We start from the raw sequence: 20925 nt of genomic DNA, 5'->3' as shown, positions 1-20925 counted from the left end.
TCATGGACTTTTCCCGCTTTTTTATCGACCGGCCAATCTTTGCGGCTGTACTGTCGATCCTGATTCTGGTCACTGGGGCTATCGCTATTCCGCTGCTGCCGGTAAGCGAATACCCCGATGTGGTACCGCCCAGCGTTCAGGTTCGTGCCCAATATCCCGGTGCCAACCCGAAAGAGATTGCCGAAACGGTGGCAACGCCGTTGGAAGAAGCAATCAACGGCGTTGAAAATATGATGTATATGAAATCGGTTGCCGGGTCCGACGGCGTGCTGGTCACCACCGTGACCTTCCGCCCGGGTACCGATCCCGATCAGGCACAGGTTCAGGTGCAGAACCGCGTTTCACAGGCCGCGGCTCGACTGCCGGAAGACGTGCAACGTCAAGGCGTGACCACTCAGAAACAGTCCCCCACCATGACTTTGGTGGTGCATCTTTATTCGCCATCAGGCAAGTATGATTCACTGTATCTGCGTAACTACGCCACCCTGAAGGTGAAAGACGAGCTGGCGCGCCTGCCGGGCGTCGGTCAGGTGCAAATTTTTGGTGCTGGTGAATACGCGATGCGCATTTGGCTCGACCCCAACAAGGTCGCGGCTCGAGGGCTGACTGCCGCTGATGTCGTCACCGCGATACGCGAACAAAACGTTCAGGTCTCGGCGGGTCAATTGGGTGCCGAACCGTTGCCAAAAAACAGCGATTATCTGCTGTCAATTAATGCCCAGGGTCGTCTGAAGGATGAAACCGAATTCGGTAATATTATTCTTAAGACCAGCGAAGATGGTTCGATTGTCCGCCTGCGTGATGTCGCGCGTATTGAAATGGGCTCAGGCAGTTATGCCCTGCGTTCGCAGTTAAATAACAAAGACGCCGTCGGTATTGGTATCTTCCAGGCTCCTGGCGCTAACGCCATTGATTTGTCCAACGCAGTACGCGCCAAGATGGCCGAACTGGCAACTCGCTTCCCTGACGGGCTAACCTGGCGTGCACCTTACGATCCCACCGTATTTGTGCGTGATTCGATAAGCGCCGTGGTGCATACCTTGCTTGAAGCAGTGGTGTTGGTGGTGCTGGTAGTTATTCTGTTCCTGCAAACCTGGCGTGCCTCGATCATCCCACTGCTGGCGGTGCCTATTTCGGTGATAGGTACTTTTAGCATCTTGTATTTGCTCGGCTTTTCACTGAACACCCTTAGCCTGTTTGGGCTAGTGCTGGCGATCGGGATTGTGGTCGATGACGCCATTGTAGTGGTGGAAAACGTCGAGCGTAATATCGAGGAGGGGCTGGCTCCGCGCGATGCAGCTCATCAGGCAATGCGCGAGGTCTCTGGCCCCATCGTGGCGATTGCGCTGGTGTTGTGTGCGGTATTTGTGCCGATGGCCTTTCTTTCCGGGGTAACGGGCCAGTTTTACAAGCAGTTTGCGGTGACTATCGCCATTTCTACGGTTATCTCGGCGATTAACTCGTTAACCCTTTCCCCCGCTCTGGCCGCGCTTTTACTGAAATCTCACGGCTCACCTAAAGATCTGCCAACGAGATTGATCGACCGCCTGTTCGGCTGGCTATTCCGACCGTTTAACCGCTTTTTCAACGCCAGTTCGCACGGTTATCAGAAAGCGGTTTCTAAAACTTTAGGCCGCCGTGGAGCCGTGTTTGTGGTCTACATTCTACTGTTGGGGGGTGCAGCACTAATGTTTAAAGCCGTGCCAAGTGGATTTATTCCGACTCAGGATAAACTTTATCTGATTGCCGGAGTAAAAATGCCAGAAGGTTCTTCACTGTCACGTACCGATGCCGTTATTCGTAAGATAAGCGCCCTGGGACTGCAAACCGACGGCGTAATCGACGCGGTAGCTTTCCCCGGTCTGAATGCCTTACAGTTCACCAATACGCCCAATACCGGTACGGTGTTCTTCGCGCTGAAACCACTGAGTGAACGCACCCGCTCTGCGGCGCAGATCAATGCCGAGATCAATGCCAAGCTGTCGCAGATTCAGGAGGGGTTTGCCTTCTCGATTATGCCACCACCGATCCTTGGGCTAGGTCAAGGTGCCGGTTATTCGCTGTATATTCAGGATCGTGCAGGTTTAGGTTACGGCGCGCTGCAAACGGCGGTCAATACTCTGTCTGGCTCGATCATGCAGACGCCGGGAATGGGCTTCCCGATTTCATCTTATCAGGCCAACGTTCCGCAGTTAGAGGCGAAGGTCGATCGTGATAAGGCCAAGGCACAGGGTGTGTCGCTGGATAACCTTTTCAGCACGCTGCAAACCTATCTGGGCTCGTCTTACATTAACGATTTCAACCGCTTTGGCCGCACCTGGCAGGTGATTGCCCAGGCTGACGGGCCTTTCCGCGAAAGCGTGGAGGACATCGGCAACCTGCGTACCCGCAATGATCAGGGCGAGATGGTGCCTATTGGCAGTATGGTAGACATCACCACTACCTATGGCCCGGACCCGGTAATTCGCTATAACGGTTATCCGGCGGCGGACCTGATTGGTGATGCCGATCCGCGCAAGCTGTCATCTTCACAGGCAATGACCGAAGTGGCCGCCATGGCGAAAAATCTTCTGCCTAACGGGATGAATATCGAATGGACCGACCTAAGCTATCAACAATCGACTCAGGGTAATGCGGCGCTTATCGTGTTCCCAATGTCGGTATTGTTGGCGTTTCTGGTGCTGGCGGCGCTGTATGAAAGCTGGACGCTGCCGCTGGCGGTGATTCTCATCGTGCCGATGACCATGCTTTCAGCCTTGTTCGGCGTCTGGCTGACTGGCGGCGACAACAATGTGTTTGTGCAGGTCGGATTGGTCGTGTTGATGGGGCTGGCCTGTAAAAATGCCATTCTAATCGTAGAATTCGCTCGCGAGTTGGAGCTGCAAGGCAAAGGGATTGTCGAAGCCGCGCTGGAAGCCTGTCGCCTGCGTCTGCGCCCCATCGTCATGACATCAATTGCGTTTATTGCCGGGACCGTGCCGCTGATCCTTGGCCACGGAGCCGGTGCCGAAGTCCGGGGGGTAACCGGAATAACCGTTTTTGCGGGCATGCTCGGCGTTACCCTTTTTGGCCTGTTCCTGACGCCGGTATTCTATGTTGCGTTAAGAAAACTGGTCACCCGCAAAGCCGCGCCAGCTGCCGAGCAGGTAACCGCTAGCTAAACCCGCATCTGCCAGAAACAACAAAGGGGACTCGCTATCAGGCAAGTCCCCTTTTTTATTCAGATGTTGTTAATTATTTAACGGACAACTCGGCACCGGTGCAGTTATAGCTGCCATTTTGCTCAAACTCTGCCAGTGCGTCTGCGACGGTATAGCGAGCGAGAACCGCCATCGAAGCCTCTTCGGCCTCATAAACTACCGATTTGAAATAACCACAGGCATTGGCACTCACCAGGCACTTTGCCGACCCTTCCGGTCGAGCGGCCCACAGGCGTTTATCTTCAATGACCGCGGTATAAATATCGCGCAGTGTAATCGCGTCGGCCAGCCGCCCAAGGCGAATGGAACCGGTTCGGCCCAGCGTCGAAACAATAATGCCGTGATGGGTAAGCGGCACCATCAGTTTACGAATAAAGCTGGGATTGGCTTCCAGGCTCGCTGCCAGAGTCGCACTGGTACAGCGCTGTCCTGACTTTTCAGCCAGTGCCACACTAAAAACCATCTGCATTGCTGTCGGAAAGCGAAAATCTAACATGTCGTTATCCTGGGAAAGCGGGATTAAAAATAAACACTTTCGGCAGATAAAAACCTCACTGACGAAGTGCTCAATAATATAACAAAAGCTGGAGTATTTTTGAAGTTTAGGGGCACAGAAAGGCGGTTCGCAGCACAGTTAGTGCAGTTAAATTGCGATAAAACAAGGATTGGGATGCATGGGCTGAATAATTGGGGAATTTTATTTAGGGTGGAGGCATCAGCACCTTCCACCCTGCCCCTCATTCATTGTTAAAAGAGGGATTTTTACGGGATTGGCTCGCGATTACGCGCTCAACCAACCCAATTTGATCACAAACAGAATCGACAGAATAATTAGCGCCGCATTCAGTTCACGACCGCGGCCACTCAACAGTTTTACCAGTGTCCAGGTGATAAAGCCGAAAGCGATACCGTTGGCAATTGAGTAAGTCAGCGGCATAGTCAGTGCAGTGACGGTAACCGGCGCTGCAACAGTGATATCTTTCCAGTCGATTTCAGCCAGACCTGAGGTCATCAGTACCGCGATGAACAACAGGGCCGGTGCGGTTGCAAATGCAGGAACGCTGCCTGCCAGTGGAGCAAAGAACAAACTCAGCAGGAACAGGATACCGACAACGATTGCGGTCAGGCCAGTACGACCGCCCGCCTCGACGCCAGCTGCGGATTCAATATAGCTGGTCGTGGTCGAGGTCCCCAGCAATGAGCCAAACAGTGCTGCAGCGCTGTCGGCAATCAGAGCGCGCCCCATTTTTGGAATATTGCCGTCTGCGTCAGTCAGGCCTGCGCGTTTGGTGACGCCAATCAGGGTACCCGAGTTGTCGAATACGTCGACGAACAGGAAGGCGAATACTACGCTTATCAGGCCAATGTTGAAGGCACCCTTAATATCCAGCTGCAGGAAGGTAGGGGCGATAGAAGGCGGCATAGACATTACGCCACCAAACGGTGAATAACCCAGCGCAATAGACAAAATTGTCACCGCAAGAATACCAATCAGCACGGCACCGGTTACTTTACGGGCTTCCAGCACCACGATGATGATAAAACCGAGGATCGCAAACAGCGGGCCAGGCTTGGTCAGATCGCCAATACCCACCAGCGTGGCCGGATTACCAATCACGATACCCGAGGTTTCAAGCGCGATTAGCGCCAGGAACAGGCCAATACCAGCAGCGATCGCCGAGCGCAGTGGTAGAGGAATACTGCGGATAATCCATTCACGAATTTTGAAAATTGATAACGCGAAGAAAATACAGGCCGAGAGAAACACGGAACCCAGCGCGATATGCCAGTTGTAGCCCATGTGCAGCACAACGGTATAGGTGAAAAAGGCGTTCAACCCCATACCTGGCGCCAGCGCGATAGGGTAATTGGCAATGAATCCCATTAATGCGGAACCGATTGCGGCAGCCAGACAAGTAGCAACAAATACGGATCCTTTGTCCATACCGGTCGCGCCTAAAATAGATGGGTTTACAAACAGGATATAAGCCATTGCCAGGAAAGTGGTCAAGCCTGCCAATATCTCGGTACGCACGTTAGTGCGATGAGCTTTGAGTTTAAAAATTTTCTCTAACATTAGATGTCTCTCGGTCGCGTTGTATGAATTACACGCTTGTTATAAGTTTTGTCTTTCAAAACACGTCCGCGAGCCAAGAGTCAAAATATCAAAGATTCGTCCGACTCTATTTAAAGACACACGGAGTTATGGCGTGTTTTGACGAACCCTGTCATCACTACTGCTACATTTATAGCCTATTTGTATAAAAAACGTCTGATGTGACTGTTTTACAAAGAACCACCGTACAATCTAGGAAAAATAGGTGATGCAGTCCATAATAGATATCTCACTAATTCACTGCAAAAATTAGTACACCTCTTATGTCACCATTTTCTCGCTTTTCACAATATTTTGTAGAAGTTGCCCGAACGGGAAGTTTACGCAAAGCCGCAGAAACTTTGCACGTTTCCGCATCGGCAATCAACCGGCAAATTTTGCAGGCTGAGCAGACCATGGAAACACCATTATTTGAGCGACTGCCTACCGGTCTTAAGCTGACCTCAGCTGGGGAAGTACTGTTCGATGACATCAAGCGCTGGCGTAAAGAATTCGCCCGAACCCGAGAGCGCTTTGACGAAATGCAGGGCCTGCGCCGCGGACACGTCAGTATCTCGATGATCGCGGCATTGAGCGAAGGTATGGTCGCTCAGCTGATTGCTGACGTTGGCAAAGAATTCCCCTACCTGACCTTTAATATTCGCATCGAGGAAGGGCGCAATATCAGTGAACACGTCAGTTCGGCCGAGGTGGATTTTGGCCTGCTGCTCGACCCGATTGAACATACCGGCCTGGAGGTGCGTGCCTTTGCTGAACTGCCCATTGGTATCGCTTTGCCAATCGGTCATCCTCTGGCCGAAAAAAAGGTCCTCTCTTTCAGTGAAATCACTGAATACCGGCAGATTATTCCGTCGGAACCGCTAATGGTCAACGCCCGCGCCAAGTTGCTTTACAATCGCTATCAACTGCATGAAACGCCGTCGATTGTCTGCAATGATGTGCGCATGATGCGCGAACTAATCCGAATGGGAGCAGGCGTTGGCGTTCTAAGCCTGCTGGATGTGATCCCCGATTTGCAGGAAAAACGCCTGGCGTTTGTGCCATTGCAGGGGCATAGCGTGAAACCGCTGACTCTTGCCCTGTGCGTTGCACCGCGCCGTCAGCTTTCGCGAGCGGCACAAATCGTGATTCAAAAAGTGATCGTGATGATGGAGCAGCTGGTGCTGTAGACCCAAAAAAAGGGCGTAAAGAATCGTCCTTTGGCTTATGGCGGGTTAATCGTCGTCGCGTTTTCGCAAGGCAAACCAGCCCGCAATGGCAGTAAAAATCGCCACCACCAGCACCAGCAACACAAATCCGTGCGGATTGGCAGCCAGTGGAATACCACCGACGTTCATGCCGAAGAAACCGGCCACAATGTTGATCGGCAGCGCCAGCACAGTGATTACGGTCAAGACATACAGTGAGCGGTTGTTCTGCTCCATCTGACTTGAGGAGATTTCCTCCTGCAACAGGCGAATACGCTCGGTTAGTCCAACCAGGTCGTTAAGTACCACGGTGAATTCTTCGGCAAACTGGCGTAAGTCTCTGACGACTTCAGTGCCAAGCCAGCGTGGCGGTCGATTCATCAGGCGAAACAGCGCTGCCGGTTCCGGTGCCAGCAGGCGTTGAAAGCGCAAAAGTTGCCTGCGCATACGACCCAGACGGGTACGATTTTTCTTAACCAACCCGCTAAGTAACCTTTCTTCGATTTGATTGACATATAAATTAGCCTGGCGAACAATTTGCTCCAGCACGTCTTCCTGCTCTTCAAGCAAATGCACCAACAATGCCGTTGGCGAGCTTGGCGTAAACTGATCCAGCCGTCGAAATAGCCGTTCGATCAGTCTTACCGGCTTGTGGCGCGCGGTGATTACCAGCCCGGTGCAACAGTAAAGCCACAGCGTAGCGGTCTCTTCGCCGGAACCGTCCTGATGGAAGTTGGCATCATTGAGCACCGCGAACAGCACATCATTCTGGCTTTCTATCCGCGTGCTGTGCGAGCCTTGGCGTATTTCCTCGAAGAAAAAATCTTCAATCGCAAACTGCTTGCGCAGCCATTTTTCAGATGCAGCATGATTAAGATTGATATGCAGCCATAAAAAACCGGGAGCATTTTTCTGCTGCTGATATTCATCAAGGATCTGCCCGGAAGTGACTCGCCTTGGGGGCAGATGTTCCTGAAAGACAAAACCATAAATCAGTCCTGTGACTTCGTCGCTAAAGTCTACTTTGTGCGTTTTATCTTCCAGCATATTTTATGGGTAATCTTCGGGAACATTGCTTAATTACGCCAACTGACAGATAAAAATCAACCTATTTCAGCGCAATTAGATAATATAAATCTCATAATAAATCAGAAACTTAAATGTCATTTTTCCTTCATAAAAGTGTCATGTTTATTACCAATAATCCTAGTGGAATTAATTGGCATACAGCAAGACATTTGAGGGAAAGCGTTATGGCTATGCACGAAAACGGTACAGCAGGTGAATTCACCTTTAACCAACGCTTATTACAAGAATTTTATGACAGCTACGATGAAGAGCTGGAAATGGAACTGGACGACCGCCGCCTTGGCGACGGCGAGCCGGATTCAGACGAACAAAAAACCTGGCGCAAACAGTATTTCCGCGAGCTGCTGCGTTTGCAGGGCGAGCTGGTAAAAATGCAAGATTGGGTGATGCGCACCGGTCATCGCATCGTCATTATTTTTGAAGGCCGTGATGCCGCAGGAAAAGGCGGCGTGATTAAACGAATTACTCAGCGGCTAAACCCTCGCACCTGTCGCGTTGCTGCGCTGCCCGCCCCTAACGATCGCGAACGCACGCAGTGGTATTTTCAGCGTTATATCGCCCATCTGCCCGCCGCTGGTGAAATAGTCCTTTTTGACCGCAGTTGGTACAACCGCGCAGGTGTTGAAAAGGTAATGGGATTTTGCAGCGACCAGGAATATGAGGAGTTCTTTCGCAGCGTACCCGAATTTGAAAAAATGCTCACCCGCAGCGGTATCCAGATAGTGAAATACTGGTTCTCGATTACCGATGAAGAGCAAGAACTGCGCTTCCTGAGCCGTATTCACGACCCGTTAAAACAGTGGAAACTCAGCCCGATGGATCTTGAGAGCCGTCGACGTTGGGAGAATTATACTGCCGCCAAGGAAGTGATGCTCAAACGTACGCACATTCCAGAAGCGCCCTGGTGGATAGTGCAAGGTGTAGACAAGAAGAAAGCCCGCCTTAATTGCATTAATCATTTGCTGGAACAGGTGCCGTATGAAGAAACAGAAGCGCCAACTATTCAACTGCCGAAACGTACCTATAGCGATGATTATCAAAGAACAATGCTGCCAGAAACCATGATCGTTCCCGATCTTTACGACTGACCCATGCTGTAACGCAGCGCGACAAAAAAGGCCGACTCGACGCTGGATGCGCGGTCGGGCTAATTCTCGGTGATCAGTTTTTTTTCGCTCAAAAAGTCGATAAAAACGCGAATTTTTGGCAATAAATGGCGGCTGCTTGGCCAGACTACTGAAAACTTTCCTGCATCATCCAAGTAGTCCTCCAGCACTGAAATTAATTCCCCCGAAGCCAGATACTCTTTCACAATAAACTGCGGCGCATAAGTCAGGCCAATGCCGCGCAGTGAAGCCTGTAACAAACCTTCAAGATTATTAAACGACAGTGCGGTGGGGATAGTTCCCTGAAATTGGTTATTGAAATCCCAGCTTTGAACATGTCCATTTTTTGGAAAGCGATAACGCAGGCAATGATGCTGCTGCAAATCTTCGGGCACGATAGGCTGCGGGTGGCGTGAAAAGTAATTCGCGCTGCCGACAATCACAAAGCGAAACGGTCCCAGATTTCTCGACATCATTTCCGAATCGGTTAGCTCGCCGCTGCGCATTGCCACGTCAATCCCCTCGGCGATGATATCCACCATACGGTCGCTGAAATCTAATTCCAGCTCGATTTCTGGATAACGCTGCATAAATTCCGACAAATAAGGCAGCAGTATCCGATACCCTATCGCCGGTAGGCTGACTCGCAGCTTACCGCGTGGTTGAGATGACAGGCGTGAGAGTTCATGTTCTGCCTCCTCGATTTGCGAAACAATTGTCTGGCAGCGTTCAAAAAACAGCTGACCTTCGTCAGTGAGGCTTATGCGCCGCGTGCTGCGATTAAACAGCCTGACGTTAAGTCTAGACTCAAGTCGCGCCACGCTCTTGCCGACAGCCGAGGCGGAAATACCCAGTCGTTCACCCGCTGCTGTAAAACTTTGACACTCGGCGGCGCGCACAAACGCCAGCATACCGTTGATATTATCCATTTAGCAGTTCTCAACGTCCGATTAGAGCGATTTTGTCCTTAATCATCGGACAGATAACCCATTTCCGTCAAATTAAAGACATTTTATCATCATGGGCCTCATCCTCTCTGGAAAATTCTCATGAGTAATCCCACTGTTACCGCCGCGCCGGCGAATAAAACTCCGGTGTTGGTCGCCATCTGCCTGGCGGCGATTATTCTGCCATTGAGCTTCGTTAGCGGTTCCATTGCTACCCCGGTTATCAGCCGCGAACTGGGCGGCAGCGCTCAGGCCCTAAGCTGGATAACCAACGCCTTTATGCTGAGCTTTGGCTGTTTCCTGATGGCCGCTGGAGCGCTGGCCGATGAAATTGGCCGCAAAAAGGTCTTTATCATCGGCGTCTCACTGTTTGCGCTATTTTCTGGACTGATCGGCTTTAGCTCAAGCCTGATATGGATTGACCTGATGCGAGCGGCACAAGGTGTTGCCGCTGCTGCCGCGCTGGCCGGAGGTTCGGCTTCGCTGGCACAAGAATTCGAGGGGCGAGCACAAATGCGCGCCTTCAGTATGCTTGGTACCAGTTTCGGCGTCGGACTGGCGTTTGGACCGTTTCTCGCCGGGCTGCTGATTGCCCATTTCGGCTGGCGCGCGGTGTTTTTATCCTCCATGGTCATCGCCCTGCTTTCACTTTCAGTGGGCGTCATGCGCCTCAATGAGTCGAAAAACCCTAACGCCGCGGGAATCGATTGGCCCGGCACGGCGCTTTTCACCGCTATGTTAGCGTTGCTGACTTGGGGGCTGATGGAAATTCCTTCCAAAGGAACGACCAGTGTCGAGGTGCTGGGCCTGCTCGGCGCAACTGTAGTACTGCTGATTTTATTTGTAGCAGTTGAACGCAAAGTGCGGCATCCGATGCTGGATCTCTCGCTATTTCGTTATGCCCGTTTTATTGGCGTGCAGGCATTGCCGCTGTCCACGGCCTTTGCTTTTGTGGTGCTGCTGGTGCTGTTGCCGATGCAGTTTATCGGCATAACGGGTATGAACGAGGAACAGGCCGGACTGATGATGATGGCACTATCGCTGCCAATGCTGATTATTCCAATGTTTGCTGCCTTGCTAACCCACTGGATTTCTGCAGGGCTGGTTTGCACCCTAGGTCTGGTGATTTCAGCGATTGGACTGGGCTGGCTCAGTCAGGCGATTGCCAGTCAGGACATGTTCGCCGCGCTGGCGCCTATGGCGCTCATCGGCATCGGTATTGGTTTGCCGTGGGGCTTGATGGACGGACTGTCGATTAATGTGGTGCCAAAAGAACGCGCTGGTATGGCAACCGGTATCTTCAGCACCACCCGCGTGGCGGGTGAAGGCATCGCTTTAGCTATCGTAGGTGCAATGCTGGCGGGGTTTGTCGGCCAGGGTATCCAGCAGCTTTCTCTTGCAAAAGACAGCCACACGGCAAGCCTGGCCGTGCAGCGCCTGGCAACTGGCGATCTGCATCAGGCGCTGCTGGAATTACCTTCCACCAATGCTTTGCAGCTCACCGCCATTTATGCCAGCGCGTTTCAACACCTGCTACTGTGGCTGGCGGCAATAACGCTAATATCGGCAGCGATTGTTTTTGCGGCACTGTGCCTGAAAACAGTCCCAACCGAGGTTAGTGAAACGCTTTGCGAACCGGATCAGTGAAAACAGTTTAAAAAATTCGCATGCTCCAATCCCATTCGCAACACGAGATCTGCTTGATAAGAATTTGAATCTACTCAATAAAGAATTAGATCTCCTTCATAAAGAATTAGATACGCTGGAGAAACTGCGTCAGGATCTTATTTGCATAGGCGCGGGTAGTTTCGTCCGTCAACTGCCCCTCACTGATCTTTTGGCCCACAAAGGTGATCGCCACTTCTGGCAGCGGATCGAGCTTGCACAGCATCGCGGCCAGCGTTTCACGCAGCTGATACTGCGCTCTGACACCGCCCAGCGCGCCCGGAGAAAGGGTTACGAACATCACAGGCTTGCCGACCATACAGCTGGTAAACGCCGGACGGGAAAGCCAGTCGAGGGTATTTTTCAGCACGCCGGGAATGCCGTGGTTAAATTCAGGCACGACCATCAACACCGCATCGGCGCTGGCGACCAAATCGCGAGCCTGAAGCACATCGACCGGGCCATTTGGCGTGTCAAAATCCTGGTTGTAATAAGGCAGTAAGCCGATGTCCAGATTGGCAAACTCTGACCCGGGCGGCAGCATCTCTGCCAGAGAATTCAAAACAATTTTACAGTAGGAATCGTTACGCAGGCTGCCTGCCATGCCCACAATACGCAGGGGTTTGGTCATGATGTTTTCCTTTTTCAATGGTAATGACCCACTTGTTAACGAATTAGGGGTTGTTAACGAATAAATAGGAGCAGCGAATGAATGGCATTATGACGCAATCGGTGATAAAAACATTCGCATAAGTGACAACAAGCTTTGAGGTTATGCCATGTTTGTTCACGTCCCGATTGAAGCAAAACGTTTTACCCATTCTGCTGGTACACAGGTGGCTGAACATTGGCATCCGCAAGGGCAGCTAACCTTCGTCACTCAGGGTACCTCCTCCATTACCACCGCCGAGGGTTGGTGGCTAGCGCCTCCCGGTCGTGCAATCTGGGTCATTCCAGACATGCCGCACACTGCCGCTTACAGCGAGTTTTCGGACGTAATTCAATTGCTGATTCCCCCGTCTCTTTGCGTTACGCTGCCGCAGGCCTGCCGAACATTACAGGTATCGGATTTGCTGCGCGAGCTGGCGCTTGAGGCACTGACCTTTGCAGCACCGGGTCGCAATAATCATGATATTCCGGCTATTTGCCAGCTTATTGTTCATCAGCTTAGCGCTGCGTCGGCAGGGATTGCTCTGTTTATTGCCAAGGGCAAAGATCGCCGACTCAGACAGATAACCAGCCTGTTGCAGCTGGATCCTGGCAAAAATTATTCATTGGAAACGGTTGCCGAGATAGCCGCGTGCAGCCCCCGAACGTTGGCTCGCCTTTTTCAGGCCGAGACTGGCATGAATTTCACTCGCTGGCGCGACCATTTACGAGTCGTCACGGCGGTAGACAGGCTGTCGCGGGGGCAAAATATCACCCAGGTGGCGCTGGAGCTTGGCTATCAAAGCCCCAACAGTTTTTCAACGATGTTCACTCGGCTGCTGGGTGAGCCGCCGAGACGCTTTATGAATAATTTACGCCTGGCGAAAAACCTGCCCGCCCCCAGCTAGAGACTCTTATATTCTTTGATTACTTCAATCACTCGTTGTGCCGCTGGAGACAGCGTATTCTCGGCCAGATAAGTGATACCAAAACTGCGGGTCATAGCCACGTCGTCGTTCAAAACGCGCACCAGTCGAGAGGCAAAAACCTCCTCGGACAGGCTATTTTCAGAAATGAAACTCAGCAATCCACTCTCGGCGATTAGCTCGGGCGCGGCGGCCAGCGAACTTATCTCGATTCGCACATCCAACGCCGGACAATGGTTAGCAAAAAAGTAACGATCGAGCCATTTCCGCATGGCAACACTTTTTGCCGGCAGGATCCAACCGTAGCGACTGAGTTGAGCTGCGCTGGCCTCTTTACCCGCCAAAGGATGTTGCCTGCTCGCGGCCACCACCACGCGGTCTTCGGTAACCGGTAGCGTAATGACCGGCCTGTCGCCTTTCACAATCGGTCCGAGAATAAAATCCAGCTCATTGCGCCTCAGCATGCCGTAAAGCACGTCATTCATGCCGATTTGTATTTCAAGTTTGATATTCGGGGCCAGCTGCTGCATCACGCGGCATACCGCAGGCAGCAAAAACTGCGTGGCTGAACCAGCACTTCCCAGACGCACTACCCCAGAAAGTCCAGCGCCCATTTCGGCTATCTGGCGAAGGGTTTCATCAAAAGAATTCTGTAATACTCGACCGCGTTGATAAAGCAAATGCCCCGCTTCGGTCAATTCCAATCCTCGCCCTAGCCGCTTAAAAAGGCGGGTTTGGCACAGCTTTTCGAGTCGAGAAATGGATTTAGACAAGGCTGGTTGAGTTAAATTAAGGTTTTGTGAGGCGTATCCCAAATGCTTGAGTTCCGCCACTTTAAGGAAGTAGATCAAGTCTTTGTTATTCAAATGCTATTCCTTAAATTCATCGGTTTCGTAAAATAATATATTAGACGTAATCAATTCCCACAACAATAATCCAACAACGCCGTGCGCACAACATAACTAATGGACAATACGATTTAATATAAAATGTAACCACCTATTTTCCATTTACTTAAAAAGTGAAATAAAATAGTGGGTATTGCAAAGAATTAAAGAATAAAAAAGGAAAACTCATGTACCTGGCTCTCATAGGTTATATTCTTATAGCCTTCTTGATGTTTTTCTTGATCAAAGGAAAAGCAGCTCCCATATCTTTATTTATATTTCTTTCCGTTATCGCCGGATTTGTTGCAGGATATTCTCCCGCGTTAATGAATGATTATATTATTAAAGGCGTAATGCAAACTGCGCCTAATGCGGTCCTATTTACTTTTTCTATTGTATTTTTCAGTATTATGACCGAGGCCGGAGTATTTCAACCGCTAGTTGACTGGCTGACTCGACTGGCTGGAAATAACGTCGTCGCGGTAGTCACCGTGACCGGTATTATTGCGCTGGTCGCACATATTGACGGCTCTTCGGTGCCATCGGTATTGATTACCATTGGCGCCATGCTGCCGGTTTACCAGAAGATGAAAATCCGGCCGGTGGTGCTGCTATGCATGCTTGCCTGCGGAATGGGAGTGACCAACATTACGCCATGGGCCGGGCCGCTGGCGCGCGTTGCTGCGGTTTCCGGGCTGGATGTCAACGAGCTTTATCATCAGCTAATTCCGGTACAAATTATTGGTCTGGTCTGTGTTTTAGCCCTCGGCGTGATATTAGGTTTTCAGGAAAAACGCCGAATTACTAATAATCTGCCTATTCCCGAGACTCTTGAAGAACCCAGTAAAAACGTTGCCGACAGCGAACATGCAACGCTCAATAGCGGCCGCCTGAAGTTCGCTATTAACGTGCTATTAGTTGTTGGTGTCACTGTATTATTACTCGTGACTCACCTACAGGCTTACGTAATATTTATGTGCGCTTTTGCCGCTGCCATGTTACTCAATTACCCATCACTTAAGGGCCAGGAGGCGGTGATGAAAAAATATGCCTACGGTGCTTATATGATTTCAGGTACGGTGATGGCTGCAGGGGTATTTGTCGGTATATTAAGCGGCGGCGGAGATAAATCGATCCTGACTCAAATGGCCAATGTGGTATTAACCGTAATGCCTGATTCTCTCGGCCCGCATTTACATATTATTATGGGTATCGTTGGTGGCCTGATCGGATTTGTCATTGGACCTGATGCCTTCTTTTATGGCATTTATCCACTGGTGGCGAAAGTCGGCACTCATTTCGGCGTTTCGTGGCAGGAGATGGGGCTGACCATGGTGGTAGGCAAAAATATTGCCATGATGATAAGCCCGGTATTTGCGACCACTTATCTGGCGTTAGGTTTGACTGGCGTAGAGCTGCGCGATCATATCCGCTACTCGTTCTTACCTGTGGCAGTAATTTCGCTGATGATGGTATTTTCGCTGGTATTAACCGGGACAGTGCCGCTGTAAATTTGGCATACAAAAACCCCCGGACGAATCAATAAATTATTCTGTTCGGGGGCAGGTATCTTACAGCGCTTTAAGAATTTTTATCGTCGCGTCAACGTCAATTTCGTCTTCCGAAAACACATAAGTGCTGTTTTGGAAGGTCGTGATCAGCAGCTTTTTGACGGTGCGCGTCGCCGACCTGGTCTCTTCATCTTTCGGCTTGATGCGGTTCATCAACAAGCCTACAGACAATACCGCGTTCTCTTTATCAATTTTTGAATCACCGGGCACTTCTTCGCTAAAGGCCAGGAAAGACTTGATGCTGGTGATTTTGATGCGCTCACCGGCAATGTGAATGTGTTTGCTCTCTGGCGCGACTTTCACCGCGAAAGCTGATAGCCCTTTGGTATTGGTGGTCGGCTCAAAGGTCACCACGGCATCTTTTTTGATTAAATCAGGATTGGCGACTTTAATCACATGGAAATAACGGTTATCGCCGTTTTCATCTTTGATAAAGCCAAAACCTTTATCTTCAAACCAGGTTGTGATTACACCGTTCATCGCTCTTACCGCCTAATAAATTCGTTCAAAAATGCCTGCTTTTACCCGTTATGTTTTACGAAACGATGGGGTAAAACAGTGAAGTCGCCTAGTTTAATGCACATTGACCGCGAAGTCCTGCGAATTGCACGTCGATTGCTCGATAAAAATGGCTGTGACTGGCTCATTTAGCGTGCTTTGCGAAAGGTCAGATTAAAGCGGTACTGACCTGTCAGCGGATGCTCTCCCGCTTTGAGCGGCAAAATACCATGATAACGCAGACGCGCCGGGCCACCCCACACAACAATGTCGCCGTGTGTCAGATTGACTCGTTGCGTTTTGTCGCTGCGTTCTAATCCCCCAAACTGAAATACCGCAGGTAGCCCCAGAGAAATCGACACAATTGGCTGGCCCATGTCCTCTTCGTCTTTATCCTGATGCAGAGACATTTTGGCACCAATCTGATAACGATTTATCAGACAGGCATCGGGCATAAAGTCGTTAAATCCGGCATCGCGTGCAGCGTGAATAGCCAGAGTGCGGAAGATATCGGGCATTGCAGGCCATTGACGCTCGGTTTCAGGCGATACGGACTGATAACGATACCCGTGCCTGTCAGTTATCCACCCTAAATCACCACAGTTGGTCATCGCGACCGACATCGCATAACCTCCCGGCGTGGCGCGATACTGAAACGGCACCTCGCTGGCAATGTTATCAATAGCCATCAATAGCGCACGATCGTCAGCCAGCGCTGCGCCACGCAAAACGACCGCGCCGGGGCACAGGTCCTCACGCCAGCTTGGATGAAAATCAGGGTGATCGAAAAGATCCAGAGTCATGCAACCTCCTGCAAGAAACGTAGCCTTAAGTATAACAGCCCTGACGGCAGGCAATAAAAAAGCCCGGGACAATGTTATGTTCCGGGCTTCAATTTTTAGCTTATTTAAGCAAACCTTTTAACTGCCGCTTTTCTCTTCGCCGACCAGCCCTACTTTCAAGTAACCGGCTTTACGCAGGTTATCCATCACGCTCATGATAGTCGCGTAGTCCACTGACTTGTCAGCGCGGAAGAAAATAGTCGCCTGTTTGTCGCCGGAGGTTTTCTGATCGAGCATCGAACTTAGATTCGCAGCGGTAATCGCATCATCGCCGAGGAACATCTGGTTGTCCGCTTTTACCGTCAGGAAGATAGGCTTGGGCGGTCGCGGCTGTGCCTGCGCAGTCGAGGCAGGTAAGTTCACCCGCACATCAACCGTCGCCAGAGGTGCTGCAACCATAAAGATGATCAGCAGCACCAGCATAACGTCGATAAACGGCGTGACGTTAATGTCATGCATTTCGCCGCTTTCATCGAGGTCGTCGTTTAAACGAATTGCCATGATTGACTTACCCTACGCGTAACTGATGACCCGACTGAGCGCGCGGTGCTTCTTCAGCACTTGCCGCCAAATCCAGATCACGCCCCTGCAACAGCAGAATTTGTGCTGCCACGTCGCCAACCTGATGGCGGTATGACGCGATAGTACGAGCGAAAATATTGTAAATAACCACGGCCGGGATCGCGGCAATCAGACCTACCGCCGTTGCCAACAGCGCCTCGGCAATCCCTGGTGCCACTACGGCCAGATTGGTGGTTTGCGTTTGAGCAATACCGATAAAACTGTTCATGATGCCCCACACGGTGCCGAACAGGCCGACAAACGGAGAGATGGCACCGATAGTCGCCAAAATTCCGTTACCACGGCCAATATACCGACCGGCGGCAGTGACTCGGCGCTCAAGGCGGAAACCGGTACGATCCTTGATACCACCATTGTCGGTAGAACCGGCAGATAGCTCAATCTCGTTTTCGGCATCGCGCAGCATCTGGCTACTGATGCTGTTGTCAGAGAAACTCTCTGACTGTTCCAGCGCTTCCTTCAGAGAACGAACCGGCAGCAAAGCTGATAATTCACGGCGCAAACGACGGCGACCGGCAATAATTTCGGTGCCTTTGCTAAACAGCAGAGTCCAGGTCACCACGGAGGCCAGCAGCAGGCCAATCATGACGATTTTAACTACGATATCCGCGTGCTGATACATGCCAAGTACTGAGAGATCTTTTGGAATCACAGGCGTTTGGCTGTCTTGAGCCAAAGCTTCACCGTTCATGCTTTGCAGTACTGGCGCTGCGCTACCGTCGGTGGCAATCGGAGCTGCTGCGCCAGGAGCGGATGAAGAAGTTGACGCCGAAGGAGTCACTGCCTGTGCTGCATTTGAAGAAGGCGTCGCCCAGGCGCTGCCGCTTAGCCCTGCCATCAGCACCACTGAGGCCATTACAGTACCGATTTTCGCTGCACCGCTTTTACGCGTACTCATCATCTGTTTTACGTCCGTCAAAAATGACACCGCTTTATTCATCTCAATGCGACACGCTTGCACGTAGCGCCTCCAGCCGTGATCAATAGATTGAATATATTAATAGCGGCAAATGATAACAAATAAAAAGCTATAATTGATAGTGGTTCTCATTATTATTTACATTCCGCATCAGACAGAATAAAAACTTCCATGATTATATGAAAAATTTTCACAAATCGCCCAAAACACTGACCCGCAGGAGTGAGCATGTTAACGTTACAAAAACGCCTACTGGCGACGTTAATCAGGTGAAAAAGGCTTATGACATCTAGGAAGATTGAAACTGCGTTGGTGAGCGCAGGGAGAGACAAAAAATTTACTCAAGGTTCAGTCAACGCCGTGATCCAGCGTGCATCTTCGCTGGTATTCGACACGGTTGCCGACAAGAAATTTGCTACCGCCAATCGCGCCAACGGTGAACTTTTTTATGGCCGTCGCGGCACGTTGACCCATTTTTCGTTCCAGGAAGCCATGGTCGAGTTAGAGGGTGGCGCAGGTTGCGCGCTCTATCCGTGCGGTGCGGCAGCAGTCAGTAACGCGATTCTGTCTTTTGTGAACAGTGGCGATCACCTGCTGGTCGCAAGCTCTGCCTATGAACCCACACAGGATTTCTGCTCAAAAGTGCTGACCCGTATGAACGTCAGCACCACTTACTATCCTGCTTCGATTGGCGCCGATATTGCTAAACTGATGCAGCCGAATACTCGCATTGTATTTCTGGAATCGCCCGGCTCAATCACCATGGAAGTGCCGGATATTCCCGCCATCGTCAAGGCAGTGCGCGCCGTGTCTCCAGAAGTCATCATTATGATCGACAATACTTGGGCTGCAGGCATTTTATTTAAGGCACTGGAGTTTGATATTGATATCTCGATTCAGGCTGGCACTAAATATATCGTCGGCCACTCTGATGCGATGATTGGCACAGCGGTTTCCAATGCGCGCTGCTGGGAACAATTGCGTGAGCAGTCTTATTTGATGGGGCAGATGGTCGATGCAGATACTGCTTACGTCGCCAGCCGTGGCCTCCGCACTATGGGGATTCGTTTAAAGCAGCATGAGCAAAGCAGCCTGCGCATCGCCGAATGGCTACAAACTCGCCCTGAAGTCGCGCGTATAAATCATCCCGCATTACCCGGCAGCAAGGGGCACGAGTTTTGGAAGCGCGACTTTACCGGCAGCTGCGGTCTTTTCTCATTTATTCTGAACAAACGTCTAACCGATGCTGAACTGGCAAATTATCTCGATCACTTTGAGCATTTCGGCATGGCTTATTCGTGGGGCGGCTTTGAATCGCTGGTGATGGCTAATCAGCCTGAGGAAATTCAAGCTATACGTCCAGGCGAGACGGTGGATTTTAGCGGCACGCTGGTTCGTTTACACGTTGGTCTGGAAAACTGCGAAGACCTGATAGCCGATCTCGACGCTGCTTTTGCACGTATTGCCTGAAGAAAAAAATCATTGCGACAGGCCGCGCAAATCCTTACTTATCTGATAGGATTATGTGCGGTTTTTGACCATAATTCGTTAAATACTTATAAAGATTGTAGATACTTATTTTTCCTTTTAATCGTGGCATCAGGTGAATACTGAGGTTTCACGTTTTTGCAGCAACCAGACAGGAAAGCCTATGGCGGTATTCACACAAATTCTTCATGCATTATGGCAACACGATTTTAGTGTCCTGGCCAACCCCAACGTTTTGTGGGTGGTTTACGCTGTCCTGTTCACAACCCTGCTTCTCGAAAACGGCCTGCTTCCGGCCTCTTTTCTACCGGGTGACAGCCTGCTGCTGCTGACCGGCGCTCTGGTTGCAAAAGGGGTGATGAGCATGTTGCCAACGCTGATTATTCTGGTGGTTGCTTCAAGTCTCGGCTGCTGGCTGAGCTATTTGCAAGGACGGTGGCTGGGACATACACGTATCGTAAAAGGCTGGCTGTTACATCTACCTGCGCACTACCACGAGCGCGCCCACATATTGTTTACCAAACACGGCTTGGCCGCGCTGCTGGCCGGGCGATTTCTCGCCTTTGTACGCACCTTGCTGCCGACTATCGCTGGCATTTCCGGGTTAGACAATGCACGCTTCCAGCTATTTAACTGGCTGAGCGCACTGTTGTGGGTCGGAGTAATTATGGGCATGGGCTATGCACTGTGTCAGATCCCGCTGGTGCAACGTCATGAAGACAAGGTAATGGCCGGATTAATGATCCTGCCCGCCCTGCTTTTAGTCACTGGACTTGCCGGCGCATTGCTGGTGATATGGAAAAACCGCCGCAAAATCGCCTCTTAAAACAGATCTATACCCTATAGATTTCGAACTGTAGGAAGATATAAAGTGCGCGAATCCCCATGAGTTTACACAAGTAAGTAATTGAGGTGAATGAGCGCAGAAAGCCCACCTACAGTTTGAAAGATAGGGGTAAATACCCTGTAGATTTCGAACTGTAGGAAGATATAAAGTGCGCGAATCCCCATGAGCTTACACAAGTAAGTGATTGGGGTGAATGAGCGCAGAAAGCGCACCTACAGTTTGAAAGATATGGGTAAATACCCTATAAATTTCGAGCTGTAGGAAGATTTCAAGTGCGCGAATCCCCATGAGCTTACACAAGTAAGTGATTGGGGTGAATGAGCGCAGAAAGCCCACCTACCGTTTGAAAGATAGGGGTAAATACCCTATAGATTTCGAGCTGTAGGAAGATTTCAAGTGAGTGAATC

General features: G+C 50.8%; 18 protein-coding genes. 8 read left to right on the top strand and 10 right to left on the bottom strand.

The features are described from left to right. Nucleotides 1–2: 2 nt before the first annotated feature. Nucleotides 3–3161: an efflux RND transporter permease subunit gene (locus tag SPM24T3_RS22610; protein WP_009639164.1), complete on the top strand. Its 3159-nt coding sequence runs from the start codon at nucleotides 3–5 to the stop codon at nucleotides 3159–3161. Between the two features lie 73 nt (nucleotides 3162–3234). On the opposite strand, the gene SPM24T3_RS22605 is transcribed toward SPM24T3_RS22610, so the two are convergent. Next, on the bottom strand, nucleotides 3235–3696 hold the full coding sequence (locus tag SPM24T3_RS22605; RefSeq protein ID WP_009639163.1) for an Rrf2 family transcriptional regulator: 462 nt from the start codon (nucleotides 3694–3696) through the stop codon (nucleotides 3235–3237). Between the two features lie 285 nt (nucleotides 3697–3981). Then, nucleotides 3982–5277, bottom strand: coding sequence for an NCS2 family permease (locus tag SPM24T3_RS22600; protein ID WP_009639162.1), 1296 nt, complete (start codon nucleotides 5275–5277; stop codon nucleotides 3982–3984). A gap of 302 nt (nucleotides 5278–5579) precedes the next feature. Here SPM24T3_RS22600 and SPM24T3_RS22595 point away from each other — a divergent pair, with 302 nt between their 5' ends. Then, nucleotides 5580–6485 (top strand): LysR family transcriptional regulator, encoded by a 906-nt coding sequence (locus tag SPM24T3_RS22595; protein ID WP_009639161.1) that lies wholly within the window; start codon nucleotides 5580–5582, stop codon nucleotides 6483–6485. A 45-nt stretch (nucleotides 6486–6530) separates the two neighbouring features. On the opposite strand, the gene SPM24T3_RS22590 is transcribed toward SPM24T3_RS22595, so the two are convergent. Further along, a complete protein-coding gene (locus tag SPM24T3_RS22590; RefSeq protein WP_009639160.1) occupies nucleotides 6531–7550 on the bottom strand; it encodes a transporter in 1020 nt (339 codons plus the stop codon). Between the two features lie 206 nt (nucleotides 7551–7756). Here SPM24T3_RS22590 and ppk2 point away from each other — a divergent pair, with 206 nt between their 5' ends. Continuing rightward, on the top strand, nucleotides 7757–8680 hold the full coding sequence (ppk2, locus tag SPM24T3_RS22585) for a polyphosphate kinase 2 (RefSeq protein WP_009639159.1): 924 nt from the start codon (nucleotides 7757–7759) through the stop codon (nucleotides 8678–8680). Between the two features lie 59 nt (nucleotides 8681–8739). On the opposite strand, the gene SPM24T3_RS22580 is transcribed toward ppk2, so the two are convergent. Next, nucleotides 8740–9627 (bottom strand): LysR family transcriptional regulator, encoded by an 888-nt coding sequence (locus SPM24T3_RS22580; RefSeq protein WP_009639158.1) that lies wholly within the window; start codon nucleotides 9625–9627, stop codon nucleotides 8740–8742. A gap of 120 nt (nucleotides 9628–9747) precedes the next feature. Between SPM24T3_RS22580 and SPM24T3_RS22575 the strand changes: the two genes are divergently transcribed. Next, nucleotides 9748–11292: an MFS transporter gene (locus SPM24T3_RS22575; protein WP_009639157.1), complete on the top strand. Its 1545-nt coding sequence runs from the start codon at nucleotides 9748–9750 to the stop codon at nucleotides 11290–11292. 106 nt (nucleotides 11293–11398) lie between these two features. On the opposite strand, the gene SPM24T3_RS22570 is transcribed toward SPM24T3_RS22575, so the two are convergent. Continuing rightward, nucleotides 11399–11941: an NADPH-dependent FMN reductase gene (locus SPM24T3_RS22570; protein ID WP_009639156.1), complete on the bottom strand. Its 543-nt coding sequence runs from the start codon at nucleotides 11939–11941 to the stop codon at nucleotides 11399–11401. A gap of 148 nt (nucleotides 11942–12089) precedes the next feature. Here SPM24T3_RS22570 and SPM24T3_RS22565 point away from each other — a divergent pair, with 148 nt between their 5' ends. Then, a complete protein-coding gene (locus SPM24T3_RS22565; RefSeq protein ID WP_009639155.1) occupies nucleotides 12090–12866 on the top strand; it encodes a helix-turn-helix domain-containing protein in 777 nt (258 codons plus the stop codon). Here the strand turns inward: SPM24T3_RS22565 and SPM24T3_RS22560 are convergent. Beyond that, entirely contained in the window at nucleotides 12863–13750 is an 888-nt protein-coding gene (locus tag SPM24T3_RS22560) for a LysR family transcriptional regulator (RefSeq protein WP_037379579.1), read from the bottom strand. The genes SPM24T3_RS22565 and SPM24T3_RS22560 overlap by 4 nt on opposite strands. 209 nt (nucleotides 13751–13959) lie before the next feature. On the opposite strand from SPM24T3_RS22560, the gene SPM24T3_RS22555 reads away from it, so the two are divergent. Then, complete coding sequence (locus tag SPM24T3_RS22555; RefSeq protein WP_009639153.1) at nucleotides 13960–15282, top strand: CitMHS family transporter; 1323 nt, start codon at nucleotides 13960–13962, stop codon at nucleotides 15280–15282. A gap of 60 nt (nucleotides 15283–15342) precedes the next feature. Here the strand turns inward: SPM24T3_RS22555 and SPM24T3_RS22550 are convergent, their stop codons facing one another. The 4 genes from SPM24T3_RS22550 to exbB form a co-directional block, all read right to left on the bottom strand. Continuing rightward, nucleotides 15343–15822 carry a cold-shock protein gene (locus SPM24T3_RS22550; RefSeq protein ID WP_009639152.1) on the bottom strand — a complete coding sequence of 160 codons (480 nt, stop codon included), beginning with the start codon at nucleotides 15820–15822 and terminating at the stop codon, nucleotides 15343–15345. A 167-nt stretch (nucleotides 15823–15989) separates the two neighbouring features. Beyond that, a complete protein-coding gene (gene alkB / locus SPM24T3_RS22545; RefSeq protein WP_009639151.1) occupies nucleotides 15990–16643 on the bottom strand; it encodes a DNA oxidative demethylase AlkB in 654 nt (217 codons plus the stop codon). A 117-nt stretch (nucleotides 16644–16760) separates the two neighbouring features. Further along, a complete protein-coding gene (gene exbD, locus SPM24T3_RS22540; RefSeq protein ID WP_009639150.1) occupies nucleotides 16761–17183 on the bottom strand; it encodes a TonB system transport protein ExbD in 423 nt (140 codons plus the stop codon). Nucleotides 17184–17190: 7 nt separating this feature from the next. Continuing rightward, nucleotides 17191–18165, bottom strand: coding sequence for a tonB-system energizer ExbB (gene exbB / locus SPM24T3_RS22535; RefSeq protein WP_369699996.1), 975 nt, complete (start codon nucleotides 18163–18165; stop codon nucleotides 17191–17193). Nucleotides 18166–18465: 300 nt separating this feature from the next. Between exbB and metC the strand changes: the two genes are divergently transcribed. Together metC and SPM24T3_RS22525 are read left to right on the top strand one after the other, a co-directional pair. Beyond that, entirely contained in the window at nucleotides 18466–19653 is a 1188-nt protein-coding gene (metC, locus tag SPM24T3_RS22530) for a cystathionine beta-lyase (protein ID WP_009639148.1), read from the top strand. 181 nt (nucleotides 19654–19834) lie between these two features. Continuing rightward, a complete protein-coding gene (locus tag SPM24T3_RS22525; RefSeq protein WP_009639147.1) occupies nucleotides 19835–20497 on the top strand; it encodes a DedA family protein in 663 nt (220 codons plus the stop codon). Nucleotides 20498–20925 lie beyond the last annotated feature (428 nt).

This window comes from Serratia sp. M24T3 (assembly GCF_000257645.1).
In the GTDB taxonomy this organism is placed as follows: Bacteria; Pseudomonadota; Gammaproteobacteria; order Enterobacterales; family Enterobacteriaceae; genus Rouxiella.
Note: the sequence above shows the minus strand (reverse complement) of the source record. Positions and strands in the feature narration are given on the sequence as shown.